Origin of the sequence: Marinitoga sp. 1197, from assembly GCF_001021165.1 — a bacterium.
In the GTDB taxonomy this organism is placed as follows: Bacteria; Thermotogota; Thermotogae; order Petrotogales; family Petrotogaceae; genus Marinitoga.
On the sequence record NZ_AZAY01000015.1, the window covers coordinates 16,426 to 43,035 of the forward strand.

Consider the following 26,610-nt stretch of genomic DNA (forward strand, 5'->3'; position numbering starts at 1 on the left):
GGGTGATTTAAATGAAACCAGCTTTTGATGAAATTCTCAGCATTCTTGCTCCTGGAAAAAGATTAAGAACAGGAATAGATTTGATTATTTCTGCAAATTTAGGTGCATTGATTTTTTTAACAGATAAGGCAGAAGAACATCTTGAAAAAGGGTTAATACAACTTGGTTTTATTATAGATTGTGATTTTGAGCCGGAAAGGTTATATGAATTGGCAAAAATGGATGGTGCTATTGTATTAAATAAAGATGCAACGAAGATTTTATATGCAAATGCACAATTAAATCCGTCGAGTGATATTCCGAGTTATCAGACAGGAATGAGACATAGAACTGCAGAGAGAATGGCAAAACAAACAAATGAAATATTAATTGCAGTATCAAAAAGAAGAAATCAGGTTTCGATATATTATGGAAGTAATAGTAGAGTATTATATCCTGAGATAGTAATATTACCAAGATTAAATCAGGAGATAGCTGTCGCTCAAAGATATAAGCAGAGCTTTTTTGAATTATTATCTGAAATAAATATTGCAGAAATGGAGAATAGAGTTATATTATCAAATGTTGTAGAAGCTATTTCAAAAGGATTTATGACTTTAAAGGTTGCAGAAAAAGCAGAGAAATACCTTTTAGAATTGGGTGAAGCAGCCGAAAGTTCAAGACTTGAGATTAATGAAATTTATAGAATAACCCCGAGATATCTAGGTGCTCTGATAATGGATTATTCCATGAATTTATTGGATTATCAATATCCGCAGGATTCGTTGGCTTTATTTAATGGTTTGAAAACAGAAGATTTTTTAAATATGAAAATAATTGCTCAAAAATTGGGGTATGATATAGAAACTGAAAATGATTTGGAAGAATTTTTTGTTTCACCGCGTGGATTTAGATTACTTTATTCAACCAGAATTCCTTCAATTATTGTGAGAAATGTTGTGGAAACATTTAAAAATTTAGATTCTTTAATGAAAGCAAATATGGATGAATTAATAAATGTACCAGGAATAGGTAAAAAACGTGCAGAAAGGATTAACAGAGCTATAAAGAGGAAAAGTGAATTTTCGGAGAAGTTATCATCTGAAATGGAGGAGTAAAGATGAAAATCATAACAAACAATAAACATGCAACATATCAATATCATATTTTAGAGAAATATGAGGCGGGAATAGAGTTAAGAGGCTCAGAAGTAAAATCTTTACGTGAAAGTAGAGTTAATTTAAAGGATGCATTTTGTAAGATAGAAAAAGGTGAAATATATTTATATAATGCACATATAAGCCAGTATAAAAATGCATCATTATTTAATCATGATCCAGAAAGACCCAGAAGATTATTAATGCATAAATATGAAATACTGAAATTGGATCAAAAGGTTAAGGAAAAAGGGTTGACTATAGTACCATTGAAAATGTATTTTAATGAAAAAGGGCGTGTAAAGGTTGAAATTGCTCTTGTGAAAGGTAAAAAATTGTATGACAAAAGAGAAGATATAGCAAAAAGAGATTTAGAAAGAAGATTAAGAAAGAATTTAAAGTATGATATGTGAGGTGTATTATGAAAGCAATAGAAATAAAAAAAGTTACTCGTAATTTTGGCAATGTAAAAGCTTTAAAAAATATAAATTTTGAGGTGGAAGAAGGAAAGATTGTTGGATTATTGGGCCCAAATGGTGCTGGGAAGTCAACTTTGATGAAAATTGTTTCCACACTAATTTTACCTTCATCTGGTGAAGTTAAAAGTTTTGGAATTGATGTTATAAAAGAAAAAAACAAGGTCAGAAACTTTATAAGTCTTGTTTCTGATTATACAGTTTTAGAAGATGAATTAACACCATATGAAAATCTAATATTATTCGGGAAAATAAGTAATGTGAAAAGTGATTTGAAATCTAGAGCGTTAACGTTATTAGAAGACTTTGGGCTTTCTCAATATAAAAACAGATTAACAAAGAACCTTTCTTCTGGAAATAAACAAAAACTCAATATTGCGCGCTCTTTAATAAAAGATCCTAAACTTCTGTTATTAGATGAACCAACAATAGCAATAGATGTAGAAACTTCGAGATTTATTAGAGAATACATATTGGATCAAAATTTAAAAAATAATAAAACAATTTTAATTTCATCACATTATATGTGGGAAGTAGAACAAATAGCATCTGAAATAGCAGTTTTGGTTGAAGGTAAAATTGTAGCGCATGATAAAATGATTAATATAATGAAAAAATTTGAAGATAAGTTTTCTATAATTGAAGTAGAATTAGAAAATGAGAAATATCTTTCCCAACTTGAGAAATTAAAAAATGAACCTGAAATATTTGGATTAAAAATTATTTCTACAACAACAGCTATAATAGAAACGCCTTTAAATACAAAACAATTTGACGAAATTATAAATAAATATAATATAAAATGTATATATAGAAATATGAAAATTTCACTTGAAGATGTATATTCATATATAACAAAAGGAAGATAATAATGGATAGATTGGATAAGTTTTTATCAAATTCAAAAATAGGCTCAAGATCAGAAGTAAAAAGGTTGATAAAATCAGGAAAGATTCGAGTTAATGGGAAAATTATTAAAAATCCTAACTATAAAGTTTCAAATTCTGATACTGTAGAATTTAATAATCAAATAATAGAAGGACATAAATTCATATATATTATTTTAAATAAGCCAGCAGGTTATGTGTCTTCAACATATGAAAATAAAAATAAATATGTAATTCAATTAATAAATCATAAATATAAAAACGAATTATCTATAGCTGGAAGATTGGACAAAGATGCACGGGGACTTTTGTTTTTGACAAATGATGGTGAATTAATTCATGAAATAATATCACCTAAGAAAAAAATATATAAAACTTATGAAGTTAAAGTTATAGGAAATATTACAAAAGAAAAAATTGAAAAATTAGAAAAAGGTATACAATTAAAAGATTTTAAAACAAAGCCTGCAATTGTTGAAAAAATTGAAAATAATATAATTACAATAAAGATTTCAGAAGGTAAATATCATCAAATAAAGAGAATGATGAAAGCAATAAATCTTGCAGTAATTGATTTAAAAAGAGTAGCTATAGGAAATATATTTCTTCCGGCTAATTTAAAAGAAGGAGAATGGATTGAAATTAAAAAACCAGATATTTTCAACAACAGTTCCCCAAAATAGAAAATAACCAAATGCAATTTTATTCTTTCTTTCAAAGATTAATGAAACAATAATAGAAAAAATTATTATATAAAACACATAAATACCATAAATTAAACCAAGACCTAATAAAAGTTTAACATCTCCAAAGCCTAACTTTTTATTTTTAGCATATTGAAATAATATAAAAAACAGAAAAATGCTTATTGATATATTAAGAATATTTGTATTTATTAAACCGTATAAAATTATTGTGTAATTTAATATGTCTGGGATATAAAGTGTATTATAATCAACAAATGCAATTAAACCAAGTAACAATATTATAATATTAAAATTTCCAAAAAATAGTACAAAAAGAACTCCCGACATAATCGGGAGAAATATTTTTTTATTTTTAAAAAACGATGAAATAAAAAGTTCAATGTCTTCTTTAATCCATGAGAATACTTTTCTCATTTTCATCAAGCATTTCATCTAAAATATTTTTCATTCCGTAGTAATACCATGGAAATTTTTCTTTAATTTCTCTAATTATTAGTTTAGCTTCTTCTTTCTTTCCTGCTTTTAAAAATGGTATGGTCAATAAAATTTTAAAGTGTTCATACTCTTTGTTTTTATATAAAAATTTGCTGATAAATTTTTCAACATTTTCATATTTTTTATTCTGAAACATTATCTTTGCCCATATTTCAACATCACTTACATATTCTGGCTGGGATTTGGAAATCTCTTCTTTTAATTCGTCGGCTTCAATAGTTCTGCTTAATTTTTTATAAATATCGATTAATTCATATTTTGCTAAAATACTTTTTGGATATTTATTTAAGAACTTTTCTAAAATTCTTGCAGCCTTTTTGAAATTTTCGCATTGTCTATAAGCATCAGCTATCATGAAATAAGTAACAGAGTTTTCTGGCATTAATTCTACTTCCTTCATCCATATTTCAGCAGCTTTTTCATATTCTCCAAGATTAAAATATGTTTCTCCCAATTCAGATAATGCAGCAACATTCCAAGGATCTTGTTTAACTGCCAATTCTAAATATTTTTTTCCTTCCTCTAAATTGCCTTCTTCAATCAAAACAGATCCAAGTATTTCATAAGCTGGTGTATAATTTGGATCTATATCTATCATAAACTTAACAATCTTTTTTAGTTCGTCGAAATTATGATGATCAGCATAGTCCAGAATAATATCGTAGAGCTCATTTAAAGTAGCGTGGTTAAAATCACCAGGAGTTAAATTGAATTCATTAAGGTAAGAAAGAAATTCGGAGAATATAAAAGGTTTGGTAACAAAATTTGAAGAAATTCCAGGGACATTTTCTGAAATAAATTTAATTTTTTTTGCTTCAGAAATCAATTTATTTTTTGATTTTAAATCAGCCATCATTAAATCTAAATCACCTTCATACATAACATCTGCCAATATTACAGGAAAAACTGTATTTGTATTTATTTCAATCTTTTCACCGTTTAATTCTAAAATAGCCACTGTTTCCACGGATATCTCCTCCTACATTTAATATAGTTGTAATTTTATTTTATCATTTTTTACATAGAATGATAAATGTTATAAGTCTTTGTCAAATAGTATAATGTTAAGTAAGAGTTAAATATCTATAATTATTTTAAAAATTCTTAGCATTCTAAATGGTTTATAAAATCTTTATAAATTATAAGGTGGTTAGAAAATGCGGTTTTTAAAAAATTCTGTAATTATCATTCTAATAATAATATTTTATGCTTTTATTATTGAGCCGTTTTCCATAAAAAAAAGTTACCTGAATATCAAATTATCAGAATTAAATTTTAAAGAAAAATTTTTGAATGAAAAAAATATTAATATAAAAATAGTACATATTACAGACCTTCATATGTATAAATACATATTTTTCCATGATAAAATTTTAGATGAAATAAAAAAGGAAAACCCTGATATAATATTATATACGGGAGACACAATAATAAAAAATACAGATAAAAAAGATTTAAATATGTTTTTTAAAGCATTAAGTGAAATAGCGCCTGTTTATGCTATTTATGGCAATTGGGACTATTATGATTTAGATATGATAAATGAGATTTATAATAAAAACAATATACATGTAATTAATGATAATACAATTAGTATATATTTTAACAAATTCTCTTTAAAACTTATTGGTCTACCTATATATAAAAAATTGAGTTGTATTGATACAACTCCAGCAAGTTATACCATAGTTATGGAACATATACCAGATACAGTATTTTATAATAAAGAAGCATTTGATGAAGCTAATTTAATTTTAGCAGGGCACACTCATGGAGGACAGGTCTACATACCGATTATAACAAAATGGATATTAAAAAAATATGCTTTTTATCTAAGAGGTAAAAAAGAATTTGAAGATAATAAAATTATGTATATAAATAATGGTTTAGGAGCATGGTTTAACCTTAGATTTTTCGCAAAACCTGAGATTTTAGTAATAAAGCTGCAAAAATAAACTTTAAATAATTATTTGCGATTATTGTATACCATATTTTAATATAATTGTTTATTAAAATATAAATAGTTTCTTGACTATGAAAAAAGAATATGTTATAATTTGTCAGACAAAAATATTATAATATAGAGGTGAATAACATGAAAAAAGGAATACACCCAGAAATGAAGTTGATTACTGTAAAGTGTGCATGTGGTGCTGAACATCAACTTTATAGCACAGAAGATAATTTCCGTGTTGATGTATGTTCAAAGTGTCATCCGTTTTATTTGGGTGAAACGAGTTCTCAGATTATAGATACTGAAGGTAGAGTACAGAAATTCAAAAACAAATATGCAAAATTTCTCAACTCATAAGTGGGAGGATAACCTCCCATATTGTTATATATAAATTTTTTATTAAATTATTTTATGGAGGTAGTTTTTGTGGCTAAAAGTATGGCATTTGGAGAAACTGTGAAAGTAACGGTTAAAGACATTAAAAAATTCGGAGCTTTTGTTACATTAGAATCTGGAGAAGAAGGTTTTATTCACATTTCAAAGATTTCCAATGACTATGTAAAAAACATTTCTGACTTTTTAAAGGTTGGACAGGAGCTTGAAGGAAAAATCATCGGTAAAACAAAGGATGGTAAAGTAGAGCTTTCGTTGAAAACAGAAGACGTAAAAGAAGAAAAAAAGGATGAAGAGTTTGAAAAAAAACTTACCCGTTTTTTGAGAGACAGTGACAGAAAATTATCCGAATACTCAAAAAGGCTCGATAAGAAAAGAGGTGGCAAGGGTAAAAGATAATCTTTTATAATTTGTGGGGGACATAAGGCGGCAATAGCCGCCTTATTTTTTATTTTTTTGAAGTTGTATTTGAACTTTTAGATGTTTTTGAGCTATTTGAGCCTTTTGAATTACTTGTTTTCGAATCATTTATATAAAACCCACTACCTTTAAAAGAAATACCAATTTTTCCAATACCTTTTTTCGCAGGACTTCCACATTTTTCACAAAATATTTCAGGAGTTTCATTCATACCATGCATTACTGTAAATTCATGTCCGCAACTGTCACAAACATATCTATAGATAGGCATATAAACACCTCCTCTCATAATTTCTTGTAAATTTTAACAATATTATGTTTAAAAACCTTTTCGAGCAAATTAATTTCACAAAACAATATTTCTAAAATATTTTATAAATTATTATCAAAGACCATTTTTTACTTGAATTATCAAAAGTTTTAGTGTATAATATTTTTTGAGAACATTAATATAAAAATCAAAGGAGGCAGTTGAAGTGTCAATCTTAACAATATTAGCTATTATTGTTCATATTATTCTATCGATTGCTTTAATTTATTTCGCATTGCAACGAATGCAAAAAAATGCTGAATTAGGTGGAGCATTTGGTTCAGGAGCTGCCCATACAATGTTTGGAAGGGAAAAAGGGCTTGATCCTGCAGCAAAGATGGCATTATGGTCAGGAATATTATTTATGATATCTTCTTTTGTAGTCGCAGCGCTTCTTGCGAGGTGAGTAAATAGTGGATTTTGAAAAGCAATTTGATATTATAAAAAGAAATACAATAGACTTAATATCATCAGAAGAATTAAAAGAGCGTTTAAAATCCGGGAAAACATTGAGGGTTAAACTGGGTGTAGATCCATCGCGCCCCGATCTTCATCTTGGGCATGCTGTCGTATTAAAAAAGTTAAGAGAATTTCAGGATTTAGGTCACCAGGTAGTCTTAATCATAGGAGATTTTACTGCAAGAATTGGTGATCCTTCTGGTCGTTCTAAAACAAGGCCGATGCTTACAAAAGAAGAGGTTGAAGCCAATGCCGAATCCTATAAAAAACAGGCTTTTCGTATATTGGATCCGGAAAAAACAGAAATAAGATATAATAGTGAATGGCTTGAAAAGATGTCTTTTTACGATGTAATTAAACTTTCATCAAATTATACAGTTGCGCGTATGCTTGAGAGAGATGATTTTGCAAAAAGACTTGCAAATAATGAACCCATAAGTGTGTCGGAATTTATGTATCCTTTAGCTCAGGCATATGACTCTGTTATGGTTGAAGCTGATGTAGAAATGGGAGGAACAGATCAATTATTTAATTTGCTGGTTGGTAGAAAAATCCAGGAAGCGTATGGTCAAAAACCTCAAATTGTTTTAACTATGCCTATTATTGAAGGGACAGATGGACATTTAAAAATGAGTAAATCATATGATAATTATATAGCCTTTGAAGATGAGCCATTTAACATGTACGGGAAGGTAATGTCTATTCCAGATACATTAATATTAAAATACATGAGATTGGCTACAGATATTCCTGAAGAACAAATAAAAGAATACAGTGAAAAAATGAAAAATAATACCATTAATCCTCGAGATGTAAAGATGAAATTAGCTTATGAAATAGTGAAATTTTTTCATGGTGAAGAAAAAGCTGAATATGCACAAAATGAATTTATAAAAGTATTTCAAAAAAAGGATATTCCTGATGAAATGGAAGAAATCATTGTAGAAAATGAAATTAAAGCTATTGATTTAATTATGAAAACAAAATCGATTTCAAGCAAAAGTGAAGCAAAAAGGCTTATCAGTCAGGGAGCAGTAAAGATTAATGATGTTAAAATTAATGATCCTTTCCAATTATTAGAAATTAAGGGCGATGAAATACTAAGAATTGGGAAAAGACGATTTTTTAAACTAAATACGAATTAAAAGAAAATCAGTTTTTTATAGTATAATATAATTAGTGTATTTTCACAACTAAAATTCAAAATTTAAAAGAGGGGGTAGAGCGTATGCGTAAAACACTTTTAGTATTGGCATTAGTTCTTTTTGGAGTATTATCATTTGCATTTAAAGATGTACCTAAAGATCATTGGGCATATGATTATGTTATGGATTTAGCAAATAGGGGAATTCTTCCTATGGAAGATAACTTTAATCCCGATATCGTTTTAACGAAAGCTGAAATTGCAGTATTATTATCAGACACATTAACTTATATTGAAAACGACCCTGTATTGGCAAAAGCTGAAGATATCAAAAGAGTTGAAACAGTTTTGAAAATGTTAGATGAAAAATTAGCAGGATTATCCTCATTATCAGATGATGTTTCTGTAAATATAGAAAATATTGACGGATTATGGGAAGAGTTAGATACTGTAAAATCTGATTTAGATTATGTAGCAGGTCAGAATATAAAAGAACATCAAGAATTAAAAGATATGATATCTAAAAAAGCAGATAAAGAAGTTGTAAATGGATTATCAAAAGATTTAGAGAAAACAAATGCAAAATTAGAAACAATAACAAAGGTTGCTTATAGAGCATTTAATAATGCAGATATGTTAGTAGAAGATATGTTAGATCTTCAAGACCAAGTTGATAGTTTATCTGATCAGGTTAGTTCATTACCTAAAAAAATGCTAGAATTACAATATTTGGTAAATGATTTAAGTGATAAATTAAATACTACAATAGATAACGCTAAACAAGATAAAGCAAATACTTCAAGGGTTTTAATGGAAACAAAATATAAAATGCTTGATTTAGAAGATAAATTAGATGCATTATCAAATGTTAGATCAGATGTAAAAAATGTTTCTGAAAAACTAAATGCTGTTGAATCTGCAGTAACAGCAAATCAGACAGTACTAATTAATTTAACGAAAAAAGATAAAGAACTTGAAGGAAAAGTTGCTGCTAATGAAGAATCATCAAACAAGGCTAACATGTTAGCAATGGTTGGAATAGCATTAGCAGGTGTAGCATTGGTATTACCATTTGTAGTAAAATAATTAATCACCTGATTAATTAATTTAACGTTAAGAACTCTTGACATTCTTTCGTTAATATGATAGAATATTTACAGTTTAATTCAAAATAAATTATATTTAAGGAGGTTGTTTGAATGAAGAAGATTCTCGTTTTAGTTATGGCATTAGCATTCATCGTATCTGCGTTTGCAGCTACTGAAGTGCCTGCAACATTGTCAGTTACAAATCCTGTGTTTGAAGGGGCAGTAAGTTTTGAGGTTGGATTTGATGAAAATGGGTTAGATTTAATGTTTGGAAATACTTTGAAGGTTACAACAGCGTTTTCATCAGGTTATTCAGCAACATTTGGTGGTAATGAAGGTGGGATGTTAACAGCTGTTTTAAGTGGTGATTTAGTTGGCTTAGCTAAAGATACTACTCCAGCTTTTAGTTTAGTTAGCATTACTTACGAAGACAATATGTTAAAAGCAGTATTTAATAACAGTGGGATCAAAGAATACTCAAAATACATTGTTTACAATGAAGATGCAAATGGAGATGGTGCTCTTGATTTATCAGCAGTTGGTGCTCATCATGCAATTGTAACATTAAAAGATTTAGGATTTGAATTTTTATATGTTGATTTAACTTCTACAGATGATGTTAAATCAGATGCTACACAAACAGATAATCCTGTAATGTTGAACGGTGATTTATTTGCAGCAAAATATTCTTTAAGTGTAGTTCCTCAATTTGATGTTGATTTAACAGCAGGTTTCTGGGCAGCAGATCCAGCAACAAGATTAGCAGTATCTACTCCTGCAACAAAAACAGGTTTTGCAGTTGCAGCAGCATTTACAGGTAAAGAAGCAGTTTCTGGGTTAACTGGCGAATTCTTCTTTGGATCACAGGAAGGTTCTTCAACATATTTATTATCAGCATCTTATAAAAAAGATTTCGAAGCAGGCATGTTTACTGTAACACCTCATACAACATTTGATTTTGCTAAAGCTACAACATTACCAGCATTTGTTAAACCGGTTTCTGATGCTACACAGGTAACCTTTGGTGCAGATTTATCAGCTGATTTTGGTGTTGCTGGTAGCATATCTTTAACAGATAAAGTTACATTACCATTGCCTGGCGATATGACTTATACATATGCTGTAGAATATTCAAACAAAATCCATGATTTATTTAACATTGAAAGTTTAAAAGTTTCAAAAGCAGATGGAACAGAAATTGCTACGCCATTAAGCTTATCAGCTAAAGTATCAGGTTCCCAAACATTTGATGCAGTATCAGCAGCTTATGATGTAACATTGAATTCAGTTGATTTAGACAAAGTTTCTGACGAATATGCTGTTGATGCTCATAGTAAAGTTGGCTATGAAGCAGATATGGTTACAGTATCTTTAAATGCATGGTATAAATTACATGCAGCTACAAAAGATGCTACAAATAATTTAGCTTATGATGTTTCTGTTACAGTAAATCCTGTAGATAAGGTTGATGTTAAATTATCTATGAAGAACTATACAGATAGTGATTCAGATGGAAATATTTTTGAAGAAACATTTAATGAACCAAGCGAATTCTTATACACAGCAGATGTAACATACTCACCAAATGATGTTATAACAACTGGAGTACATGTAAGCAATGCATCATTTGGAAGCAAAGATTTATATTGGAATGCATACATAAAAGGTTCAGTAAGCTTCTAATAATGTTGGTTTATATAAAAAATCCCGGCAATTGCCGGGATTTTTTATGTTTTCTCATTTTACTTTTATGATAAATATTCATTTTTATTCAAATAATTATTATGATATCGACTATAAAGATAAGATTAGCACTTATTATAGAGATTTACCAAATGATTAAAACATATCTTAAGATAATTTGAAAAGATGTTTTTCAAAAATATTATTTCGAAGGCGTTTTAATTCCTATTAAAAATTTTTATATTAATACTCAATTATGGGATTATGATTATGAAAAATTAAACGATATTAACCATGAAATAGGATATGAAATCAATTTATATTATAAATTAAACGAGATGCGAACAGGTTTTGAATTTGGAAATACTATTACCGATAAAACGACAAAGCTTATTATTGGTTTTAAAGATAATCACTACTGGCAATTTTATATAAAAATAGATGTAACTCCATCAAGTTACGAAGCCTTTGAATATAATGAATGATATTGGTGATTCAAAATAAAAAAACTCCTGGATCTTTCCAGGAGCTTTTTTGGCGGGGACGACGGGACTCGAACCCGCGGCCACCGGTGTGACAGACCGGCATGCTAACCAACTGCACCACGTCCCCAACTGACCGAATATATTCTACCAAAAGAAATATTACATTTCCAGTCCTGAGTGGTTTCTAAATGGTGACATGTTTTTTAGTATTATTTTAATTATTTTATATTGAAAAATATGAATTAAAATACTTTAAATAGTAAAAAACTCTAAAATTTACATTACTGCTTGATTTTAAGCAAAAAATGTGGTAAAATTCCTTTGAAATACGTTTATATCAATATATAGGGGGTGCATGTATGAACAAAAAAGAACTCGTTAGTGCATTAGCTGAAAAAGTTAATGTTACAAAAAAAGAAGCTGCTTTATTTGTTGATTCTTTTGTTGAAGTTGTATCCGAAGCTTTATCAAATGGTGAAAACGTAAAAATTGTTGGTTTTGGTACATTTGAAGTTGTAGAAAGAAAACCAAGAAAAGGTGTTAATCCACAAACAAAAGAAGCTATTGAAATTCCAGGCGGTAAAGTACCTAAATTTAAACCAGGTAAAGAATTAAAATTAAAAGTAAAATAATCTAAACGGGGCCAGAAGGCTCCGTTTAGATTTAAATGGAGGAAGATAAATTATGAGTTTGATATATATAGGCTTAGGAGGCTTTTTGGGAGCTATTTCAAGGTATTTAGTATCAAAGTATATAAACTCGATGTTTTCGCTTGCAAACATACCGTATGGTACATTATTTGTAAATATTTTAGGGTCATTTGTTTTGAGTTTTATTATGTCTTTAGGTATAAATAGGTTAGAAATACCAAAAAATTTTATGCTATTTTTTTCGACTGGATTTATAGGATCTTTCACAACTTTTTCAACTTTCATGTACGAAACTATAATTTTAAATGAGGAATCGTTTAATTATTATTCTTTTGTATATTTAATAACAAGTATAATTCTTGGGCTTTTTTTTGCATTATTAGGATATTCGTTAGGGAGGATAGGATCATGAAATTTTTAAGAATTTATCTGGGAGAGTCAGATCACTGTGGGCATGAACCAGCTTATAAACATATAGTTAAGTTATGTTATGATCATGGATTAAAAGGTGTAACGGTATTAAAAGGAGTTATGGGTTTTGGTGAAAAGCATCATGTGCATAGAGTTGACTTTTTTACTTTGAGTGAAGATTTGCCCATTATTATTGAAGTAATAGATGAAGAGGAGAAAATTCAAAGATTATTAAATGATGTAAAAAAATGCAATTTTGATGGGTTAGCAGTGTATTGGGATGTTGAATATATGAGGATAATTAAAGAAGAATAAAAGAATATAAAAAAGAAGCCAAATGGCTTCTTTTTTATATCAAGTTATTGTTTATGTATAATTCTTCTAAAGCTTCTTCTTTTAAGTTTTCTAATAAAGTATCTATTTCACTGTTAGAGGCTTTGTTTTCCATAAATCCTAATTTTCTGTTTAGATAATTTTTTATAATTTTCATGTCTCTCCCTCCCCGTTATAATGTTTTCATCTTTATTATATATTTAATTTTATACAATTCGGTATCCGAACTATTATGTTATTTAACATTTATTATTTCATCTTCATTAATCAACAAGGATTTTATAAGGAGTAGACATGAATTTTTCAAATTATGTTAATTTTTATCGGATTTTTGATTTTTTGATATACTATTAAAAAATTCTATAGATTTCATAATTATATTTTTTATTTCATTTTTTGTATAATCATAATTTTTTTCTCCATATTCTTTTAGAACAAAAAGATTAGTTAAAAGTTCAAATTCTTTTGGATAAGAAATCTTATATAATAATTCATAGGGAGTTAAATGTGAAAAGGATTTAAAAAATCTTTTTCTGATATATTTATATCCTTCTTCTATAATATATGGAATATCTTCTTTTTCAATTTTTTCTATAGAAAATTTTCTGATTTTTTTAATATCTTCTTTTTGATTTTTAAAGAATTTTTTTATAGCCATTATTACTAAAATTCCAAATAAAATTGATAATACTAAATATATCCATTTTATAGGTTGATATAGTTTTACATAGGCTGATTTAGGTGAATTAGCAATTTCTCTAAATATATCTGTTATTTTTGAGGTAGAAATATCGTTTATAGGTTTGTCTTTATCTGTTAAATTGATAGGATTTAGTGATTTATTCATCATTGGCTCACGTCCTCTTTCCATATATGATATACCCGTTCCAATCAATAACAGAATAGAAAAAAATATTATCAAAGATATAACAACTTTCTTTTTTTCGTTTTTTCCAAGTAATTTCCATATTATAATTGCCAAAATTATAGCGATAAACCCACCAATTGCAATATTTATTAAAATTATTGTATCCACTATTTTATTATTTAATAATATTGTTTTTCTTTCTTCTGGAGCGATGTTATTTGAAAAATTATCTTTTATTTTTTTTATTTCGGTTTCATCTTTTTTTTGGGTTAAGCTGTTTTCTAAATTTATTTCTTCATCTCTTTTTTCATTTAGTAATTGTGTATCTGGAGAAAAATGTAATTCCTTAAAAGGATTATAATAATAATTAAAGTTTATCAGTGAAAATAATATGAATATTAGATATAATGAAATCACCATTATTTTATTTTTCTGATCTTTTAATAATTCAAATAAAGATAATAATAAAGCTATAAGAGGGAATAAAGGATTTATTAAATTTCTAAGTAAAATTAATGCAATTAGGAATAAAAATGTGAATCTAATGATATCTTTTTTGAAAGTATCTTTTTGAATTCCTGGTAGGTAATAGGATAATATGACTATTGCTATTATGTTTAAACTATAGTATAAATTTTTTGAACCTGTTGCGTTTAAAAGGAAAAATGTAAACATAAATATTCCAAATAAAGCTAAAAAAGCTATATAATATGGCATACCAAATTTTCTTATTCTAATATACAGGAATGAAAACAATGCACCAAATATAAAAAGGACTAATCCTGAATTCCAATTAAATGGAATAAATGTCAAAAAGATTGAAATCAGATAAATCCATCTTTTTTTATTCATTCAATCACCCCTATATACTTTCGAAAATTTCAGTTAGAGAGTTGTTTGGCGATATGAGACGGACGATAATATAATTTTCTTCGAGTAATATTGCTTTTTTTTCCAGTTCTTTTGCTTCGACTCTAAATATTTCATGTTCTTTTATATCAAGTTTTCCTTCATGTTCAATTCTAAACCCATACGGCATTATAAGCACTATAACTTTAGAAGTTCTGGCTCTCAATTTTATTAAATCCGGTATAATTTCATCAGTTAAATGAATGGAGATTATAATTACTGTATCTTCATATGTAAGATAAGGTAGTTCTTTTTTTAAAATATTTTCAAGTGTATATGTGGGTTTGTTTATTCCTTCTACTATAGAAAGAATATCATAATAATCTATCCAATCATTGGAGGAAATCTTTTTAATATCCTTTCCAATAACAACTAAATTTACTTCCTGATGTTTAAGTTTTTGTGCTCTAATTATGCTTGCAGCAGCCTTTAGTGCGTATTCTTCATAGATTTTCCTTTCTTTTTTCCAGAAAATATTATTTTCTGGTATTCCAGCTGGGAGATTTAAATCTACAAACATAAATATTTTTCCAGTTGATGTATGCGAGAATTTTTTTACCATTAATTTATCATATTTTGCTGATATTTTCCAGTTTATTCGGTTCATTGGTTCATTATTATATTCATCTATATTTTCAACATATGTTACATCTTCTAATATTCTGATATTGGATTTTTCTCCTGGTAATAATTTTTTAAGACTTTCTTTGTTGAATTCGGAATATATGAATTCAGGTAAAACATCTATACTTTTATTAACCTTTATATTTTTCCAGAATTCAAATCCCAGAGGTGTTTTATAATTTATACTGATAAAACCTATTTCCTTTTTCCCTCTTGTGCCAAAAGAAGTTATGAAAACAATTTTTTTTGTTTCATGAGCAGCTAATTTTATTTTTTGATATGGAGGTCTTAGTCTACTTAATAAATTGGAAGGTGACAGCGTAATAGTAATTTCTTCATCAGAAGGGTTGTTTAATATTACCCTATATTCAATTTCTTCTTCTATAAAGCATTTTTCATATTCAAGGTCATAATTAACCTTCAAGCTTTCAAATATGCGTTTTTTTTGAATAAATTCATACCAGCTAAATATTATAAGAGACAAAAGAATGATTGTATAATTACTGAAATAGAATATATTAAGTATTATGGTAAATATACTTAATAGTACCAAACCTTTTATTTTATATTTCATACTATCATCTACTTTATTAGTTTTACTTCATTGAGTATATCCTTTATTAATCTATAAGAAGAAACTTTTTTAATTTTTGCTTCTGCTTTTAATATAATTCTATGTGATAAAACATAAGGAGCTATTTTTTTTATATCATCTGGTATTACAAATTCTCTTCCTTCAATTGCAGCTAAACTTTTTGAAAGCTGCATTAAAGCAATTGCACCTCTGGGGCTTGCGCCTACTTTTATATCTTTATGATTTCTTGTTCTGTTAACTATATCAACGATGTATTGCTTTATTTCATTTGAAACCAGAATACTTTTTATTTCTTTTTTTGAGTTTAGCAGTTCTTCTTCATTTGATACACTTTTAATTTCATAGATTGGATGCTTCATTTCTTGAGAAGAAAGCATGTTTATCTCATTTTCTATATCGGGATATCCAAGACTCAGTCTTATCATAAATCTGTCTAATTGTGCTTCTGGTAATGGGAAAGTCCCCTCAAATTCTATAGGATTTTGTGTTGCTATAACAAAAAAATTATTTTCTAATCTGTGAGTAATTCCATCTATTGATACCTGATTTTCAGCAAGAGATTCTAATAATGCAGATTGTGTTCTTGGAGTTGCACGGTTTATTTCATCACCCAATAAAATATTTGTGAAAATTGGTCCTTTTTTTAGTATAAATTCATTTTTATTTTTATCATAAATATATAATCCTATTAAATCATTTGGTAATAAGTCAGGAGTAAATTGTATTCTTTTAAATTCAAGATCAAATGACTTTGCCAGAGCTCTGGCGAGCATGGTTTTTCCTGTTCCTGGAACATCTTCAAGTAAGACATGACCATTTGAAAGAAATACTGCTAAAACCATTTTTATTTTTTCTTCTTTTCCTTTGATTACAATCTCAACATTATTTACAATCTTTTTAGCTAAAGTATCAGTTACCATAATGCACCCCTTTCATTCCCATTTCAACATACGTTCTTTAGTTTTCTTTATTTCTCTTTTTATAAGATATATGGTTAAAAAAAGCAAAAATAATGGAAGAACAGCTCCAATAAGATGATATAAAAGAGTTGAGTCAAATAAGAAATCAATTAATTGTTCTTTTATTTCTATATTTTTTAAAGAGGAAATATATAAATTTCCTGGCAAAAATATTCCAAGTCCAAGTCCAAGAGTAATGCCTTCAAGATAAAAAACTTCTTTTCCACTTATAATATTTTTTTGGGATAAATCTCTTTTAGGATTTTTTAAATAAAGGCTAATTCCGAGTATGGAAGAATACATAATTATTAAAATTACTGGAATAATACTCCAAAAAACTTCTATAGATGCTTTTCCTGATAAATATATTAATATTGTTATAGCAATATACTCAACAACGTATATTATAAAAGGCATAAATGCTTTTGAAAAAATTAAATGTCCTATTTTGATAGGGTATAATTTTGGTACTGGCCATAATTTTCCTTCATATGAAATGGCATAAATAGCAACCATTGAAGCATAAATAGCAGCGATCATAACAAAAATAATACTTATCATATCAAGTGATTTGGAAGAAAACATAAATATTATTGGAATAAATAAAGGATATAATAAAAGGAAAAACGTTTGTGAATCTCTAAAAAGCAGTCTAAAATCTTTTTTTAATATTGGGAATTTTGAACTTTTAAACTTAATTTCTGCTTTTTTCTTTTTTCCCTTTTTTCTTGATACAGAAAATTCAAGTGTATTTGATAAGTTATAAATTATATAAGATAATATAAGTATAGTTGAATACAGCAAAATCAAGAAAGGGATACTACCTTTCATTACGTTAATTACCCATGTATGAGGCCAGAAAGTATTTAAAATTATATTTGACATTCTTTCAAGGGCATTGACTAACTGAGAAGGAGGAGTATTTGCAAAGTTTGGGAGTAAGTTGCTAATTCCAACATAGAAAAAAATACTTATAAAATACATAATCATTGTCCAGCGCTTGGCGGACGTTTTTGTTAAAAATTTTGAAAATAATATACCTCCTAAATTTGAAATTAATAACAATAGAATTAAAAATCCAATGCCTCCAAGTATGCTGAAAATAATACTATTTTTAGCTATTAAAGCATAAACTGCAAAAATTGGTATCATCATTCCCAGAGGGAGCCCGGCCATTATTAAACTATCAATGGCACTTGCTATATATATCGATGAACGCCTTATTGGCATAGAAAGCAATAATTGTGTCATTTCACTTTCATATAAATTTGCAACAATAGCAGGTGAATAATTTAAGAAAAACATGAATCCCATAAGCAGAAACCACATTCCAAAAATCACATCTAAAATAGTCCAGGGCAAATTTATACCTAATTGAGAAAACGGAATGTTTAATTCTTTAAACATAAAATACATCATTGGGGCGAGAGAACCTCCAAATATTATAGCAGGGAGTATATAAGCCATTAAAGCTCTCCATGGGCCTCTCTTTTTATATGTGCCATCTTTTTTCTGTTTCGGTCTTAATTTATTTTGATATGAATATTTTAATATTAATATAATCTTATTTTTCATTAGATCCCCCCTATAATTCCTTTATTATATCATCTAATTCCCCAGCACCTGTTAATTCAAGAAATAAATCTTCAAGTGTTTGTTTTTCACCAGTTTTTGATAGGCTTTTTAATTCTTCTAATGTTCCTTCAGCTATTAAATTACCACTTGATATTATACCAATTCTATCACACATTTTTTCTGCAATCTCAAGAATATGTGTTGTCATAAATATTGTTGCACCTTCATGAGCGTATTTTTCTATTAGCATTTTTAATATTTTTGCAGATTTTGCATCGAGGCCAACTGTAGGTTCATCTAAAAATATAACTTTTGGTTTTCTCATTAATACAGAAGCCACCATTAATTTTTGTTTCATTCCATGAGAATAATCTCCAATAAAAGAATCAAGATAATCAATTTCAAAGGCATCACAAATTTCATCAAGCCTTTTTTTTGCATCATCTTTTCTGACTTCATATATATCCATAATAAATTCAATAAATTCCGACCCTTTTAAGTTTTCATACATTTTTGGTTCGTCAGGAACTACTCCAATATTAGCTTTGATTTTAATTTCATGTGTTTTCATATTCATTCCAAGAATTTCGATATTTCCATCTGAAGGTTGTAATGTTCCGGTTAGCATCCTTATGGTAGTGGTTTTTCCTGCACCATTTGGGCCTAAAAAACCATAGATTTCTCCGGGTTTGATATCAAGGTTTATGTTATTTACCGCAGTGAAATCCCCAAATTTCTTCACCAAATTCCTTGCTTTAATCATAAGTTGCACCTCCGTTTAAAAATTGAATTTATTTTTTATATAATTTAAATGGCTTCTGCCAATTTTCAGTTCAGTTCCATTATCAAGTTCTAAAATATAATCCCGAACAAAAAATTTTTTAAATTTTTTTATATGTTCAATTGAGACAATATAACTTTTGTGTATTCTAATAAATTTTTCCGGGTCTAATTTCATTTCTAAATTTTTTAAAGTATCATCATAGTAATATTCCTGATTTTTTGTACATAAAAAAACATATTTATCCTCTGCCTTGAAGTAATATACATCAGTTTCTGGGATTATTAATATAATGTCTCTGTCTTTTACCGAAAATTTATTTATGTATTGTATATTAATATTATCTAATATTTTTTTAGTTAATAACTTTTTTCTTTCCGTTATTCTATCTATAGCTATTTTTAATCGTTTTAAATCAAAGGGTTTTAGTAAATAATCTATAGCATTTTCTTCAAAAGCTTTTATAGCATATTCTTGATATGCCGTTATAAAAATCACAAGTGGTTCATAAGATAAATTTTTTAAAATTTCAAAACCACTTTTTTCTGGTAGATTAATATCAAGAAATAATAGATCAGGTCTTTTTTCTTCTATTAAATCAATGGCTTCGTCACCATTTTTACTTTCACCTATTATTTCAATACTTTCAAAATTTTCCAGCATTTTTTTTAATCTATTTAAAGATCTCTCTTCATCCTCGATTATAATACATTTAATCATTATATTTCCCCCATATTTTGTATTGATATAATAACTTTTATACCTGATGGATTATTTTGATATATATTAAAATTAGCATTATTTTTATATATAAGATTTAGTCTATTGATAACACTTGAAATGCCAAAGCCATATCTTATATTTTCAACTTTTCCTATACCATTATCAGATATTTCTATTATAAATAAAGTATTTTTTAGATGTATATTTATATTTATAAAACCTCCATTTTTTTTTGGAGCAATGCCATGGATTATGGCATTTTCCACCAAAGGTTCTATAATTAGTGTAGGAATTTTATAATTTAAAGTTTTTTTATCAATATTTATATAATATTTTAATCTATCTCCAAGTCTCACTTTTTCAATTTCAAGATATTTTGTTACTATATTTAATTCATCTTCAACAGTACAAAAATCTTTGTCTGAAGAGTATAATATTTTTCTATATATGTCTGAAAGATTTATAATAATTTGTTCAACTTTTTCAGGAGATTCATATGCCATATCTATTATAGCATTCAATGTATTAAAAAGAAAATGCGGGTTTAACTTAGCCCTAAGCGCTATTAATTCTGATTTTAACTTTTCGCTTTTTAATTTTTCGTTTTCAATGATTTTAATTCTGAGTTTTCTATATATTAAAATTATTGATACAATTAAAAAAATAAGTATAATATTAACAATTAAAAATAAGTATTTATATGAAGGGGAAAGATTAAATGATAATAAATTTGACATAATATATTCTGAAATAACTATACCAGAAAAAAAACTAAAAATCAAAATTAAAAATTGTAAAATTTTTCTTAAAAATTGTATTTCGATTTTTATAAACGAATACAACAATTTTTCCAGTAAAAAATATATTATTCCAATTGAATTAGAAAAAATTTCGGCAATTATTAATCCATGCCAGAAATTAAAATAAGGAGAAAAAATATATATGAGAATTAATATAAATATAGAACTTATCTGATTTTCTATTAAAATAATGTGCAATTTTTTATTTTTCATAATATATCAACCTATAATAGTTTGGATATTCTTTTAATTTTTTTAATAAAGATTTTGCTTTTTCTTTATTATCTAATTCATATATCCGGTATAATTTATACAATACTTCACCAAAGTCAAATTTATTTTTGAAATCATCATTCACTCTAATATAAATATATTCAAAATCATTAATAAAAATTTTTCTCGCAAAGTCATATGATAAAATTTCAAATGCGGTTTTTCCTCTTATATATCGATATATGAGGTTGTCAAAATTCTCTTTGACAACCTCTTTCATTTCCAGCATTCCACTATAAAGATAATAATATTTTAAAGGTAAAAACCATTCATGTTTTGCTTTTTTAACCAATACACTCCCATGGATTATTTTATTTAATCCATTTTTACTCGATTCTGTAATATTTAATATCTTATTTAATTCAGCCTTATTTAATTTATCAAAATTATTCAGATAGTAATTTAATATATTTTCTGAAAATACGTATGAAGAAAGTAAAAGTAATATAATTATAATCCGTTTTTTCATTAGAACCCCCAGATAATTCCCGCTCCAAATGAATAATAATAGTTATAATTAGGCACATTATCCGTTATTTGATATTCTCCTTCAATTTTCCAGTTTTCGGGTGAATAATTATATGTGAATTTACCTTCTATTACAACACTTAAGAATTCCATTAGATTTAAATAAATTTTAGCTCTTGGGGAAATAGAAACTTCTTCTCTTTTTAATTGTACCACATATGGAACAGAATCAATATTATTTACAATATCATCAATAGATTTTCCATTTCTTGATTCATCAACTTTTTTACTTACAATAGTTTCTCCGCCACCCAGGCCAATTCCAACATCAATATTTATTATGTTTAAATTAATTTGTTTTCCGAAAGTGAAATATCCTTGAGAAACATATAATTTATAATTTCCGTTTGTAGTTTCACCACTATAACCTTCTCCACCAAAGTAAGAACCGCCTGGTATTATACCAAAACCGCCACCACCTTGTAAAATTAATTCATCGAAAGATAAATAATCTTTTAAAGGGTTAATCTGTTTTACCTGATCTTTAGGAATGTAATTAAGTATATATCCACCGCCACCAAAATTAATTGAAAATATTGAAACAGAAAATACCAGAGTAAAAATTAAAATCATTTTTTTCATAATATACACCTCCTCAATATTTTATAATTTGAATATTTTTATTTGAATTTATCTTACCAGTATTATTTTTATTCATTTTTACTGTTATATTTTCTGAAATAGAATTTATTTTAATATTTCTGGAATCATTCCATGTATCCAGAAAAAAGATATTGCCACTTATAGATATGCTATCAAGATTTATATTTTTTAGCATTTTAACCTTTATGTCTATAATCAGTGAAACGCTATCAACATTTAAATTTTTTGCAAAAATATTTCCATTGATTCTTATACTTGTTCCATCAATATTTAGAGTATTTCCAATAAAGGTGAATGTATTTTTTAGTATAATATTAGTTCCAGATATTTCTGCAATATTACTATTTACATTGCCACTTACTGTTATATTTAATCCGTTTATTTCAATATTTTCATATGTATATTTAGTTCCAATAATTATTTCGAGATATCTGTTTCTATTTCCGCTATTTAAAATTAATTCTTTATCTCTCTTTTTAATTAATATTTTAGATGGATAATATATTTGCGTGGCTTCAGGATCGAATTTTATATTTACATTTAAACCAGTAATTTTTATTTCTTTAATATCTTTTAAATCCATGGTTTTATCTGGTATTACCGAATAATCGTTAATACTATATTCTGTAATTTGAAGTGCCATTAAAATAAAAACGATACCAACTAAAGGTAAAAGATACCAGTATTCTCTCATGTTATCACCTCCATTTTCATTATATATTAGAATGTCTAAAAAGTCTCAAATGAAATGAAGGCTCGAAGATTGCCCTTAAAATTATGAATGAAGGCCGTCAAAAAAACAGGATGTTTTTTTGAGTGAAGCTTTTTCATGGATGAAAAATCTGAGCGACGGCTGAGAATGAATAATTTTAAGGATAAGCAATCAAGCTGCCTGAATGAATTTGACTTTTTAGACATCGTAATTATATATGAAAAATGTTTTGATATAAAATTTTTTTTGATATATTGTCAATTTATATGTATAATATGCCTGTAAAATAAAATGAACTGAGAAATCAGTTCATTTTAATAAAAAAAAGAAAAAGATAAAATATTATAAAAAATGAGCTGATACTTCAGCTCATTTTAGTTTTAGCAGTTTTTTTATAAATAATTCATTTTTAGTATTTTCAAAAGGATTACCTGTAAATATTACATAGTTTTTATTAAGAATAAATCCTCTCTCTTTTCCTTTATATAAAATTATTTTCCCATCATTGAAATATAAATTATTGATTTTTTGATTTTTAAAACTTTTATCTGTAACTTCAAATTTCGAAGGTATTAATTTTAATACCGTGTTATTTATTTCATCTAATACTATACCAACTTTTTTACTTCTTGCAAAATCCTGGATTTTATTAAACAAAGTTTCATCTTTTAATAAGCTTGAACTTATTATAACAACTTCTGAATTTTCAATAGAACTTGTTAAATAATATTTGTCTTTTAAAAATCCAATCTCTACACCAGATGAATAAATTTTTATTCTATTTTTTAGTTCTATAACATTTTCATACCATAATATATTATTAATATATAACATCAAATTAACGTTATTTGTGTTTGGAGTGTTTAAAATAGAATTTATTAATGTTTTTGAATAACCGTTTATTACTAATGTATTTTCAAAGTTTAGTTTATCATTAATAAAAATTTTTATATGGGCTTCTTTTGATTCTTTTGATATATTGTAAACATAAAATTTAAAAGGATTTTTTGCGTTTTTATAAAGTATATTTTTAGGTGTAGAGAAAATTCTAATACTATCTTGTGGTTCATACCATATTGCACTTGAAACTATTTTATCACCATCATCTTGAATAAATTTAGCAAATGCATAGAAATATGGAGAATCAACATTAATTTTAATTTCTTTTTTGAAATTTGAAGGTAAATTATTGTAAATATATGTGTGATTTGGCGTATATATTTCAAGAGTTTTAACATTTTCTTTATCAGGATCTGTATAATATATATTTAGCGAAACTTCCTGTGGCTTTTTTGTATAATAAAAAACATCGCCCATTTTTGCCTTGCTAGTTTCAAGCCATATTTGTACATTTTTATCCTCTGTTCCATAACTTTTTCTTTTAAAAAAAGCATTTAATATATCTTTTTTATTTCTTGATTTTGTCCAGATTGCTGTTCTTGAATCATTTGCATCTCCCCAATTAGCGCTATGATTATCCTGACCTACAGTAGCTCCAACATGCCACCCCATTTTTAAAGCAGCGATGTAATTAGAAAACATTTCGTCATTTATTGTATCGTTTTTTGTCCAACTACCATTTCCAACTTCAATCATGTTAATATATAAATCTGCTTCTGGATAATATTCAAAATTTTTGAATGTTCCAAACATAGAAATTGGATGATTGAATTGAGCCAGAGCTTTTTCGTTAATCAACCATTTATAAAAATCTTCAGTAGTGGTGTTTATATTTCTACTTGTCCAATTTTTAGATTCAAAAACATTAATATGACCGCTACCAGAAGTCCATTCAAAACCGGCCAATGCTGTAAATTTATTTGTTGTTTCTTTATTTGCCATTTCTTTCATAACTTCAAATTTATCTCTACCTTTATATTTTGCTTCGAAGTAATATGCGTGATCAGTAACAGCAAGAAAATCAATGTTTGCAATATCTCTTGCATATTCGTAAGCATCGCTTGGTACGTTGCCCGGTTCTCCGTCTGAAAAAGACGTATGAGAATGAGGATTTCCAAATAATACAATCAAATTATTTGGAAAAGTAAATGTTATAATAGAAATCAAAATAAATATCCAGACAAAAAAAGTTTTTTTCATAAAACTTCCCCTTTTCTTCATTATAACATAGCATTATATCATATTTTTGCTCTTTCTAAAATAGTAGAAAAGTTTTATTGAAATATTTATTATAAATCTGTTTTAATTAAAATAATTTAAACAGCTTAAATTTAACAATGAAAAAAATTTCATAAACGAGCATACTCACGCATACTGATAATAAAATTATATAACCGTGAAAATTTTATCATACTTATAAAAATTTAAGGAATTTGGAACTTTTATTTTTTTAATACATAAAGTATAATAATATTTGGATTTAAATTTCAAATGTAGGGGGTAGAATTATGAGTATAAATGTGTATTCTGAAGTAAAGGATTTAAAAAGAGTACTTTTACACAGGCCAGGTCTTGAATTGGAAAATATGGAGCCAGATTTATTAGAAGAACTTTTGTTTGAGGATATACCGTATTTAAAAAAAGCGCAACAAGAGCATGATTATTTTGCAGAAATTCTCAGAACAAACGGAGTTCATGTTGAATATATTACAGATTTATTGGCAACAGCTTTAAGTGAAGAAAATATAAAAAAAGAATTTGTAGATGAATATTTGTTTTTGAGCGAAGTAAAGAATGAATACATATTAGAAGCTTTGAAAGACTATTTATTGAGTTTTGATACAAAACAAATGATAAATAAAATTGTTAGTGGAATAAGGATAAATGAATTTAAATTAAGAAAAGAGAATTTTTCCACAAAAGTAAGAATGAATAAGCAATTTTATTTATTGCCTCTTCCAAATCTTTATTTTCAAAGAGATCCAGTAGCTTTTGTTGGAAAAGGTATTGTTATAAATAAGATGATGACAAAGGCAAGAAGAAGAGAGTCTTTATTTATGAAGTATGTTGTAAAATATAACAGAGATTTTAAATCCACACCTGTATATTATGATATGAACTATCATTTTGCTATAGAAGGTGGAGATGTTTTAGTTTTAACGGATAAAGTTTTGGCAATAGGTATTTCTCAAAGAACAGAACCAGAAGCAGTGGAAATATTAGCCAAAAAACTTTTTTATGAAACTGATGAGAGTTTTGATACAATACTTGCAATAAATATTCCTAAAAAAAGAGCTTATATGCATCTTGATACTATTTTTACAATGATAGATAATGATAAATTTTTGGCTCATTCAAAATTAGAATCCAGTTTATTAGTATATGTAATAAAAAAAGGAAAAGATGATTTGGAAGTTATAGAGGAAAAAATGTCATTAGAAGAAATTTTGCAGAAATACATGAATAATGGGAAAATTAAAATATTAAAATGCGGAGGAGAAGATGAAATTGCTGCTAAAAGAGAGCAATGGAATGATGGTTCTAATGTTTTAGCCATAAAGCCCGGAGTCGTAATAGCATATGATAGAAATTATGTAACAAATACATTATTAAGAGAAAATGGAATTAATGTTATAGAAATTCCTTCAAGTGAATTATCAAGAGGTCGTGGAGGGCCTAGATGTATGTCCATGCCTATGAATAGAGGAAAATAAACAATAATATTTTAA

Annotated in this window: 31 protein-coding genes and 1 tRNA gene; 16 read left to right on the forward strand and 16 right to left on the reverse strand. The window is 27.0% G+C overall.

The features are described from left to right. Positions 1-11: 11 nt before the first annotated feature. Genes disA through X275_RS04430 form a run of 4 tightly spaced genes read left to right on the forward strand, consistent with a single transcriptional unit; the run spans position 12 to position 3,182 of the window. On the forward strand, positions 12-1,097 hold the full coding sequence (gene disA, locus X275_RS04415) for a DNA integrity scanning diadenylate cyclase DisA (RefSeq protein ID WP_047267721.1): 1,086 nt from the start codon (positions 12-14) through the stop codon (positions 1,095-1,097). Between the two features lie 2 nt (positions 1,098-1,099). Beyond that, a complete protein-coding gene (gene smpB, locus X275_RS04420) occupies positions 1,100-1,549 on the forward strand; it encodes an SsrA-binding protein SmpB (RefSeq protein WP_047267722.1) in 450 nt (149 codons plus the stop codon). 8 nt (positions 1,550-1,557) lie between these two features. Further along, complete coding sequence (locus X275_RS04425) at positions 1,558-2,481, forward strand: ABC transporter ATP-binding protein (protein WP_047267723.1); 924 nt, start codon at positions 1,558-1,560, stop codon at positions 2,479-2,481. A gap of 2 nt (positions 2,482-2,483) precedes the next feature. Next, on the forward strand, positions 2,484-3,182 hold the full coding sequence (locus tag X275_RS04430; protein WP_047267724.1) for a pseudouridine synthase: 699 nt from the start codon (positions 2,484-2,486) through the stop codon (positions 3,180-3,182). Here the strand turns inward: X275_RS04430 and X275_RS04435 are convergent. Both X275_RS04435 and X275_RS04440 read right to left on the reverse strand, forming a co-directional pair. Next, positions 3,117-3,620, reverse strand: coding sequence for a prepilin peptidase (locus X275_RS04435; RefSeq protein ID WP_197072597.1), 504 nt, complete (start codon positions 3,618-3,620; stop codon positions 3,117-3,119). The two genes, X275_RS04430 and X275_RS04435, sit on opposite strands and share 66 nt — an antisense overlap. Continuing rightward, the gene (locus X275_RS04440) at positions 3,595-4,668 is read right to left on the reverse strand and encodes a tetratricopeptide repeat protein (RefSeq protein ID WP_047267726.1); all 1,074 of its coding nucleotides are present in this window, start codon (positions 4,666-4,668) and stop codon (positions 3,595-3,597) included. The genes X275_RS04435 and X275_RS04440 overlap by 26 nt, the downstream gene beginning before the upstream one ends. A 190-nt stretch (positions 4,669-4,858) precedes the next feature. Between X275_RS04440 and X275_RS04445 the strand changes: the two genes are divergently transcribed. From X275_RS04445 to X275_RS04455, 3 genes are all read left to right on the forward strand, one after another. After that, positions 4,859-5,656: a metallophosphoesterase gene (locus X275_RS04445; RefSeq protein ID WP_047267727.1), complete on the forward strand. Its 798-nt coding sequence runs from the start codon at positions 4,859-4,861 to the stop codon at positions 5,654-5,656. Positions 5,657-5,796: 140 nt separating this feature from the next. Then, positions 5,797-6,012 (forward strand): 50S ribosomal protein L31, encoded by a 216-nt coding sequence (rpmE, locus tag X275_RS04450; RefSeq protein ID WP_047265630.1) that lies wholly within the window; start codon positions 5,797-5,799, stop codon positions 6,010-6,012. 81 nt (positions 6,013-6,093) lie between these two features. Then, complete coding sequence (locus tag X275_RS04455) at positions 6,094-6,447, forward strand: S1 RNA-binding domain-containing protein (RefSeq protein WP_047265655.1); 354 nt, start codon at positions 6,094-6,096, stop codon at positions 6,445-6,447. Positions 6,448-6,496: 49 nt separating this feature from the next. On the opposite strand, the gene X275_RS04460 is transcribed toward X275_RS04455, so the two are convergent. Further along, on the reverse strand, positions 6,497-6,739 hold the full coding sequence (locus X275_RS04460) for an FmdB family zinc ribbon protein (RefSeq protein ID WP_047265629.1): 243 nt from the start codon (positions 6,737-6,739) through the stop codon (positions 6,497-6,499). Between the two features lie 205 nt (positions 6,740-6,944). Here X275_RS04460 and secG point away from each other — a divergent pair, with 205 nt between their 5' ends. The 5 genes from secG to X275_RS11500 all read left to right on the forward strand — a co-directional run bounded on the left by secG (position 6,945) and on the right by X275_RS11500 (position 11,637). Continuing rightward, a complete protein-coding gene (secG, locus tag X275_RS04465; RefSeq protein WP_084822631.1) occupies positions 6,945-7,184 on the forward strand; it encodes a preprotein translocase subunit SecG in 240 nt (79 codons plus the stop codon). Positions 7,185-7,191: 7 nt separating this feature from the next. Then, a complete protein-coding gene (gene tyrS / locus X275_RS04470) occupies positions 7,192-8,382 on the forward strand; it encodes a tyrosine--tRNA ligase (RefSeq protein WP_047267728.1) in 1,191 nt (396 codons plus the stop codon). Between the two features lie 83 nt (positions 8,383-8,465). Beyond that, positions 8,466-9,467: an S-layer homology domain-containing protein gene (locus X275_RS04475; protein WP_047267729.1), complete on the forward strand. Its 1,002-nt coding sequence runs from the start codon at positions 8,466-8,468 to the stop codon at positions 9,465-9,467. A gap of 113 nt (positions 9,468-9,580) precedes the next feature. Continuing rightward, positions 9,581-11,152, forward strand: coding sequence for a hypothetical protein (locus tag X275_RS04480; RefSeq protein ID WP_047267730.1), 1,572 nt, complete (start codon positions 9,581-9,583; stop codon positions 11,150-11,152). 338 nt (positions 11,153-11,490) lie between these two features. Beyond that, on the forward strand, positions 11,491-11,637 hold the full coding sequence (locus tag X275_RS11500) for a hypothetical protein (protein ID WP_156168684.1): 147 nt from the start codon (positions 11,491-11,493) through the stop codon (positions 11,635-11,637). 50 nt (positions 11,638-11,687) lie between these two features. Here X275_RS11500 and X275_RS04485 read toward each other — a convergent pair. Beyond that, a tRNA-Asp gene (locus tag X275_RS04485) sits at positions 11,688-11,764 on the reverse strand. Between the two features lie 232 nt (positions 11,765-11,996). Here X275_RS04485 and X275_RS04490 point away from each other — a divergent pair. The 3 genes from X275_RS04490 to X275_RS04500 are packed head-to-tail and all read left to right on the forward strand — an operon-like array spanning position 11,997 to position 13,013. Then, on the forward strand, positions 11,997-12,269 hold the full coding sequence (locus X275_RS04490; RefSeq protein WP_047265625.1) for an HU family DNA-binding protein: 273 nt from the start codon (positions 11,997-11,999) through the stop codon (positions 12,267-12,269). A gap of 52 nt (positions 12,270-12,321) precedes the next feature. Further along, positions 12,322-12,699, forward strand: coding sequence for a fluoride efflux transporter CrcB (gene crcB, locus X275_RS04495; protein ID WP_047267731.1), 378 nt, complete (start codon positions 12,322-12,324; stop codon positions 12,697-12,699). After that, a complete protein-coding gene (locus tag X275_RS04500; RefSeq protein WP_047267732.1) occupies positions 12,696-13,013 on the forward strand; it encodes a DUF190 domain-containing protein in 318 nt (105 codons plus the stop codon). Before crcB ends, X275_RS04500 begins: the two co-directional genes overlap by 4 nt. A 34-nt stretch (positions 13,014-13,047) precedes the next feature. Here the strand turns inward: X275_RS04500 and X275_RS11505 are convergent, their stop codons facing one another. The 12 genes from X275_RS11505 to X275_RS04555 all read right to left on the reverse strand — a co-directional run bounded on the left by X275_RS11505 (position 13,048) and on the right by X275_RS04555 (position 25,081). Beyond that, a complete protein-coding gene (locus tag X275_RS11505) occupies positions 13,048-13,188 on the reverse strand; it encodes a hypothetical protein (protein ID WP_156168686.1) in 141 nt (46 codons plus the stop codon). A 156-nt stretch (positions 13,189-13,344) separates the two neighbouring features. Then, entirely contained in the window at positions 13,345-14,751 is a 1,407-nt protein-coding gene (locus X275_RS04505) for a hypothetical protein (RefSeq protein ID WP_047267733.1), read from the reverse strand. Between the two features lie 10 nt (positions 14,752-14,761). Continuing rightward, positions 14,762-16,006 carry a DUF58 domain-containing protein gene (locus X275_RS04510; protein ID WP_047267734.1) on the reverse strand — a complete coding sequence of 415 codons (1,245 nt, stop codon included), beginning with the start codon at positions 16,004-16,006 and terminating at the stop codon, positions 14,762-14,764. Positions 16,007-16,014: 8 nt separating this feature from the next. Further along, positions 16,015-16,947 carry an AAA family ATPase gene (locus tag X275_RS04515; RefSeq protein ID WP_047267735.1) on the reverse strand — a complete coding sequence of 311 codons (933 nt, stop codon included), beginning with the start codon at positions 16,945-16,947 and terminating at the stop codon, positions 16,015-16,017. 12 nt (positions 16,948-16,959) lie between these two features. After that, positions 16,960-18,561 (reverse strand): hypothetical protein, encoded by a 1,602-nt coding sequence (locus tag X275_RS04520; protein ID WP_047267736.1) that lies wholly within the window; start codon positions 18,559-18,561, stop codon positions 16,960-16,962. A 10-nt stretch (positions 18,562-18,571) separates the two neighbouring features. Further along, positions 18,572-19,324, reverse strand: a complete 753-nt coding sequence (locus tag X275_RS04525; protein WP_047267737.1) for an ABC transporter ATP-binding protein — start codon at positions 19,322-19,324, stop codon at positions 18,572-18,574. A gap of 15 nt (positions 19,325-19,339) precedes the next feature. Then, positions 19,340-20,062 carry a LytR/AlgR family response regulator transcription factor gene (locus X275_RS04530; protein ID WP_047267738.1) on the reverse strand — a complete coding sequence of 241 codons (723 nt, stop codon included), beginning with the start codon at positions 20,060-20,062 and terminating at the stop codon, positions 19,340-19,342. Then, positions 20,062-21,078, reverse strand: coding sequence for a sensor histidine kinase (locus X275_RS04535; protein WP_047267739.1), 1,017 nt, complete (start codon positions 21,076-21,078; stop codon positions 20,062-20,064). Before X275_RS04535 ends, X275_RS04530 begins: the two co-directional genes overlap by 1 nt. Then, entirely contained in the window at positions 21,068-21,607 is a 540-nt protein-coding gene (locus X275_RS04540) for a hypothetical protein (RefSeq protein ID WP_047267740.1), read from the reverse strand. Before X275_RS04540 ends, X275_RS04535 begins: the two co-directional genes overlap by 11 nt. Then, entirely contained in the window at positions 21,607-22,248 is a 642-nt protein-coding gene (locus X275_RS04545; protein ID WP_047267741.1) for a hypothetical protein, read from the reverse strand. Before X275_RS04545 ends, X275_RS04540 begins: the two co-directional genes overlap by 1 nt. A 13-nt stretch (positions 22,249-22,261) precedes the next feature. Continuing rightward, entirely contained in the window at positions 22,262-22,963 is a 702-nt protein-coding gene (locus X275_RS04550; protein ID WP_047267742.1) for a hypothetical protein, read from the reverse strand. A gap of 387 nt (positions 22,964-23,350) precedes the next feature. Beyond that, positions 23,351-25,081: a CehA/McbA family metallohydrolase gene (locus X275_RS04555; RefSeq protein ID WP_052913637.1), complete on the reverse strand. Its 1,731-nt coding sequence runs from the start codon at positions 25,079-25,081 to the stop codon at positions 23,351-23,353. Positions 25,082-25,389: 308 nt separating this feature from the next. On the opposite strand from X275_RS04555, the gene arcA reads away from it, so the two are divergent. Further along, positions 25,390-26,595 (forward strand): arginine deiminase, encoded by a 1,206-nt coding sequence (gene arcA / locus X275_RS04560; protein WP_047267743.1) that lies wholly within the window; start codon positions 25,390-25,392, stop codon positions 26,593-26,595. Positions 26,596-26,610 lie beyond the last annotated feature (15 nt).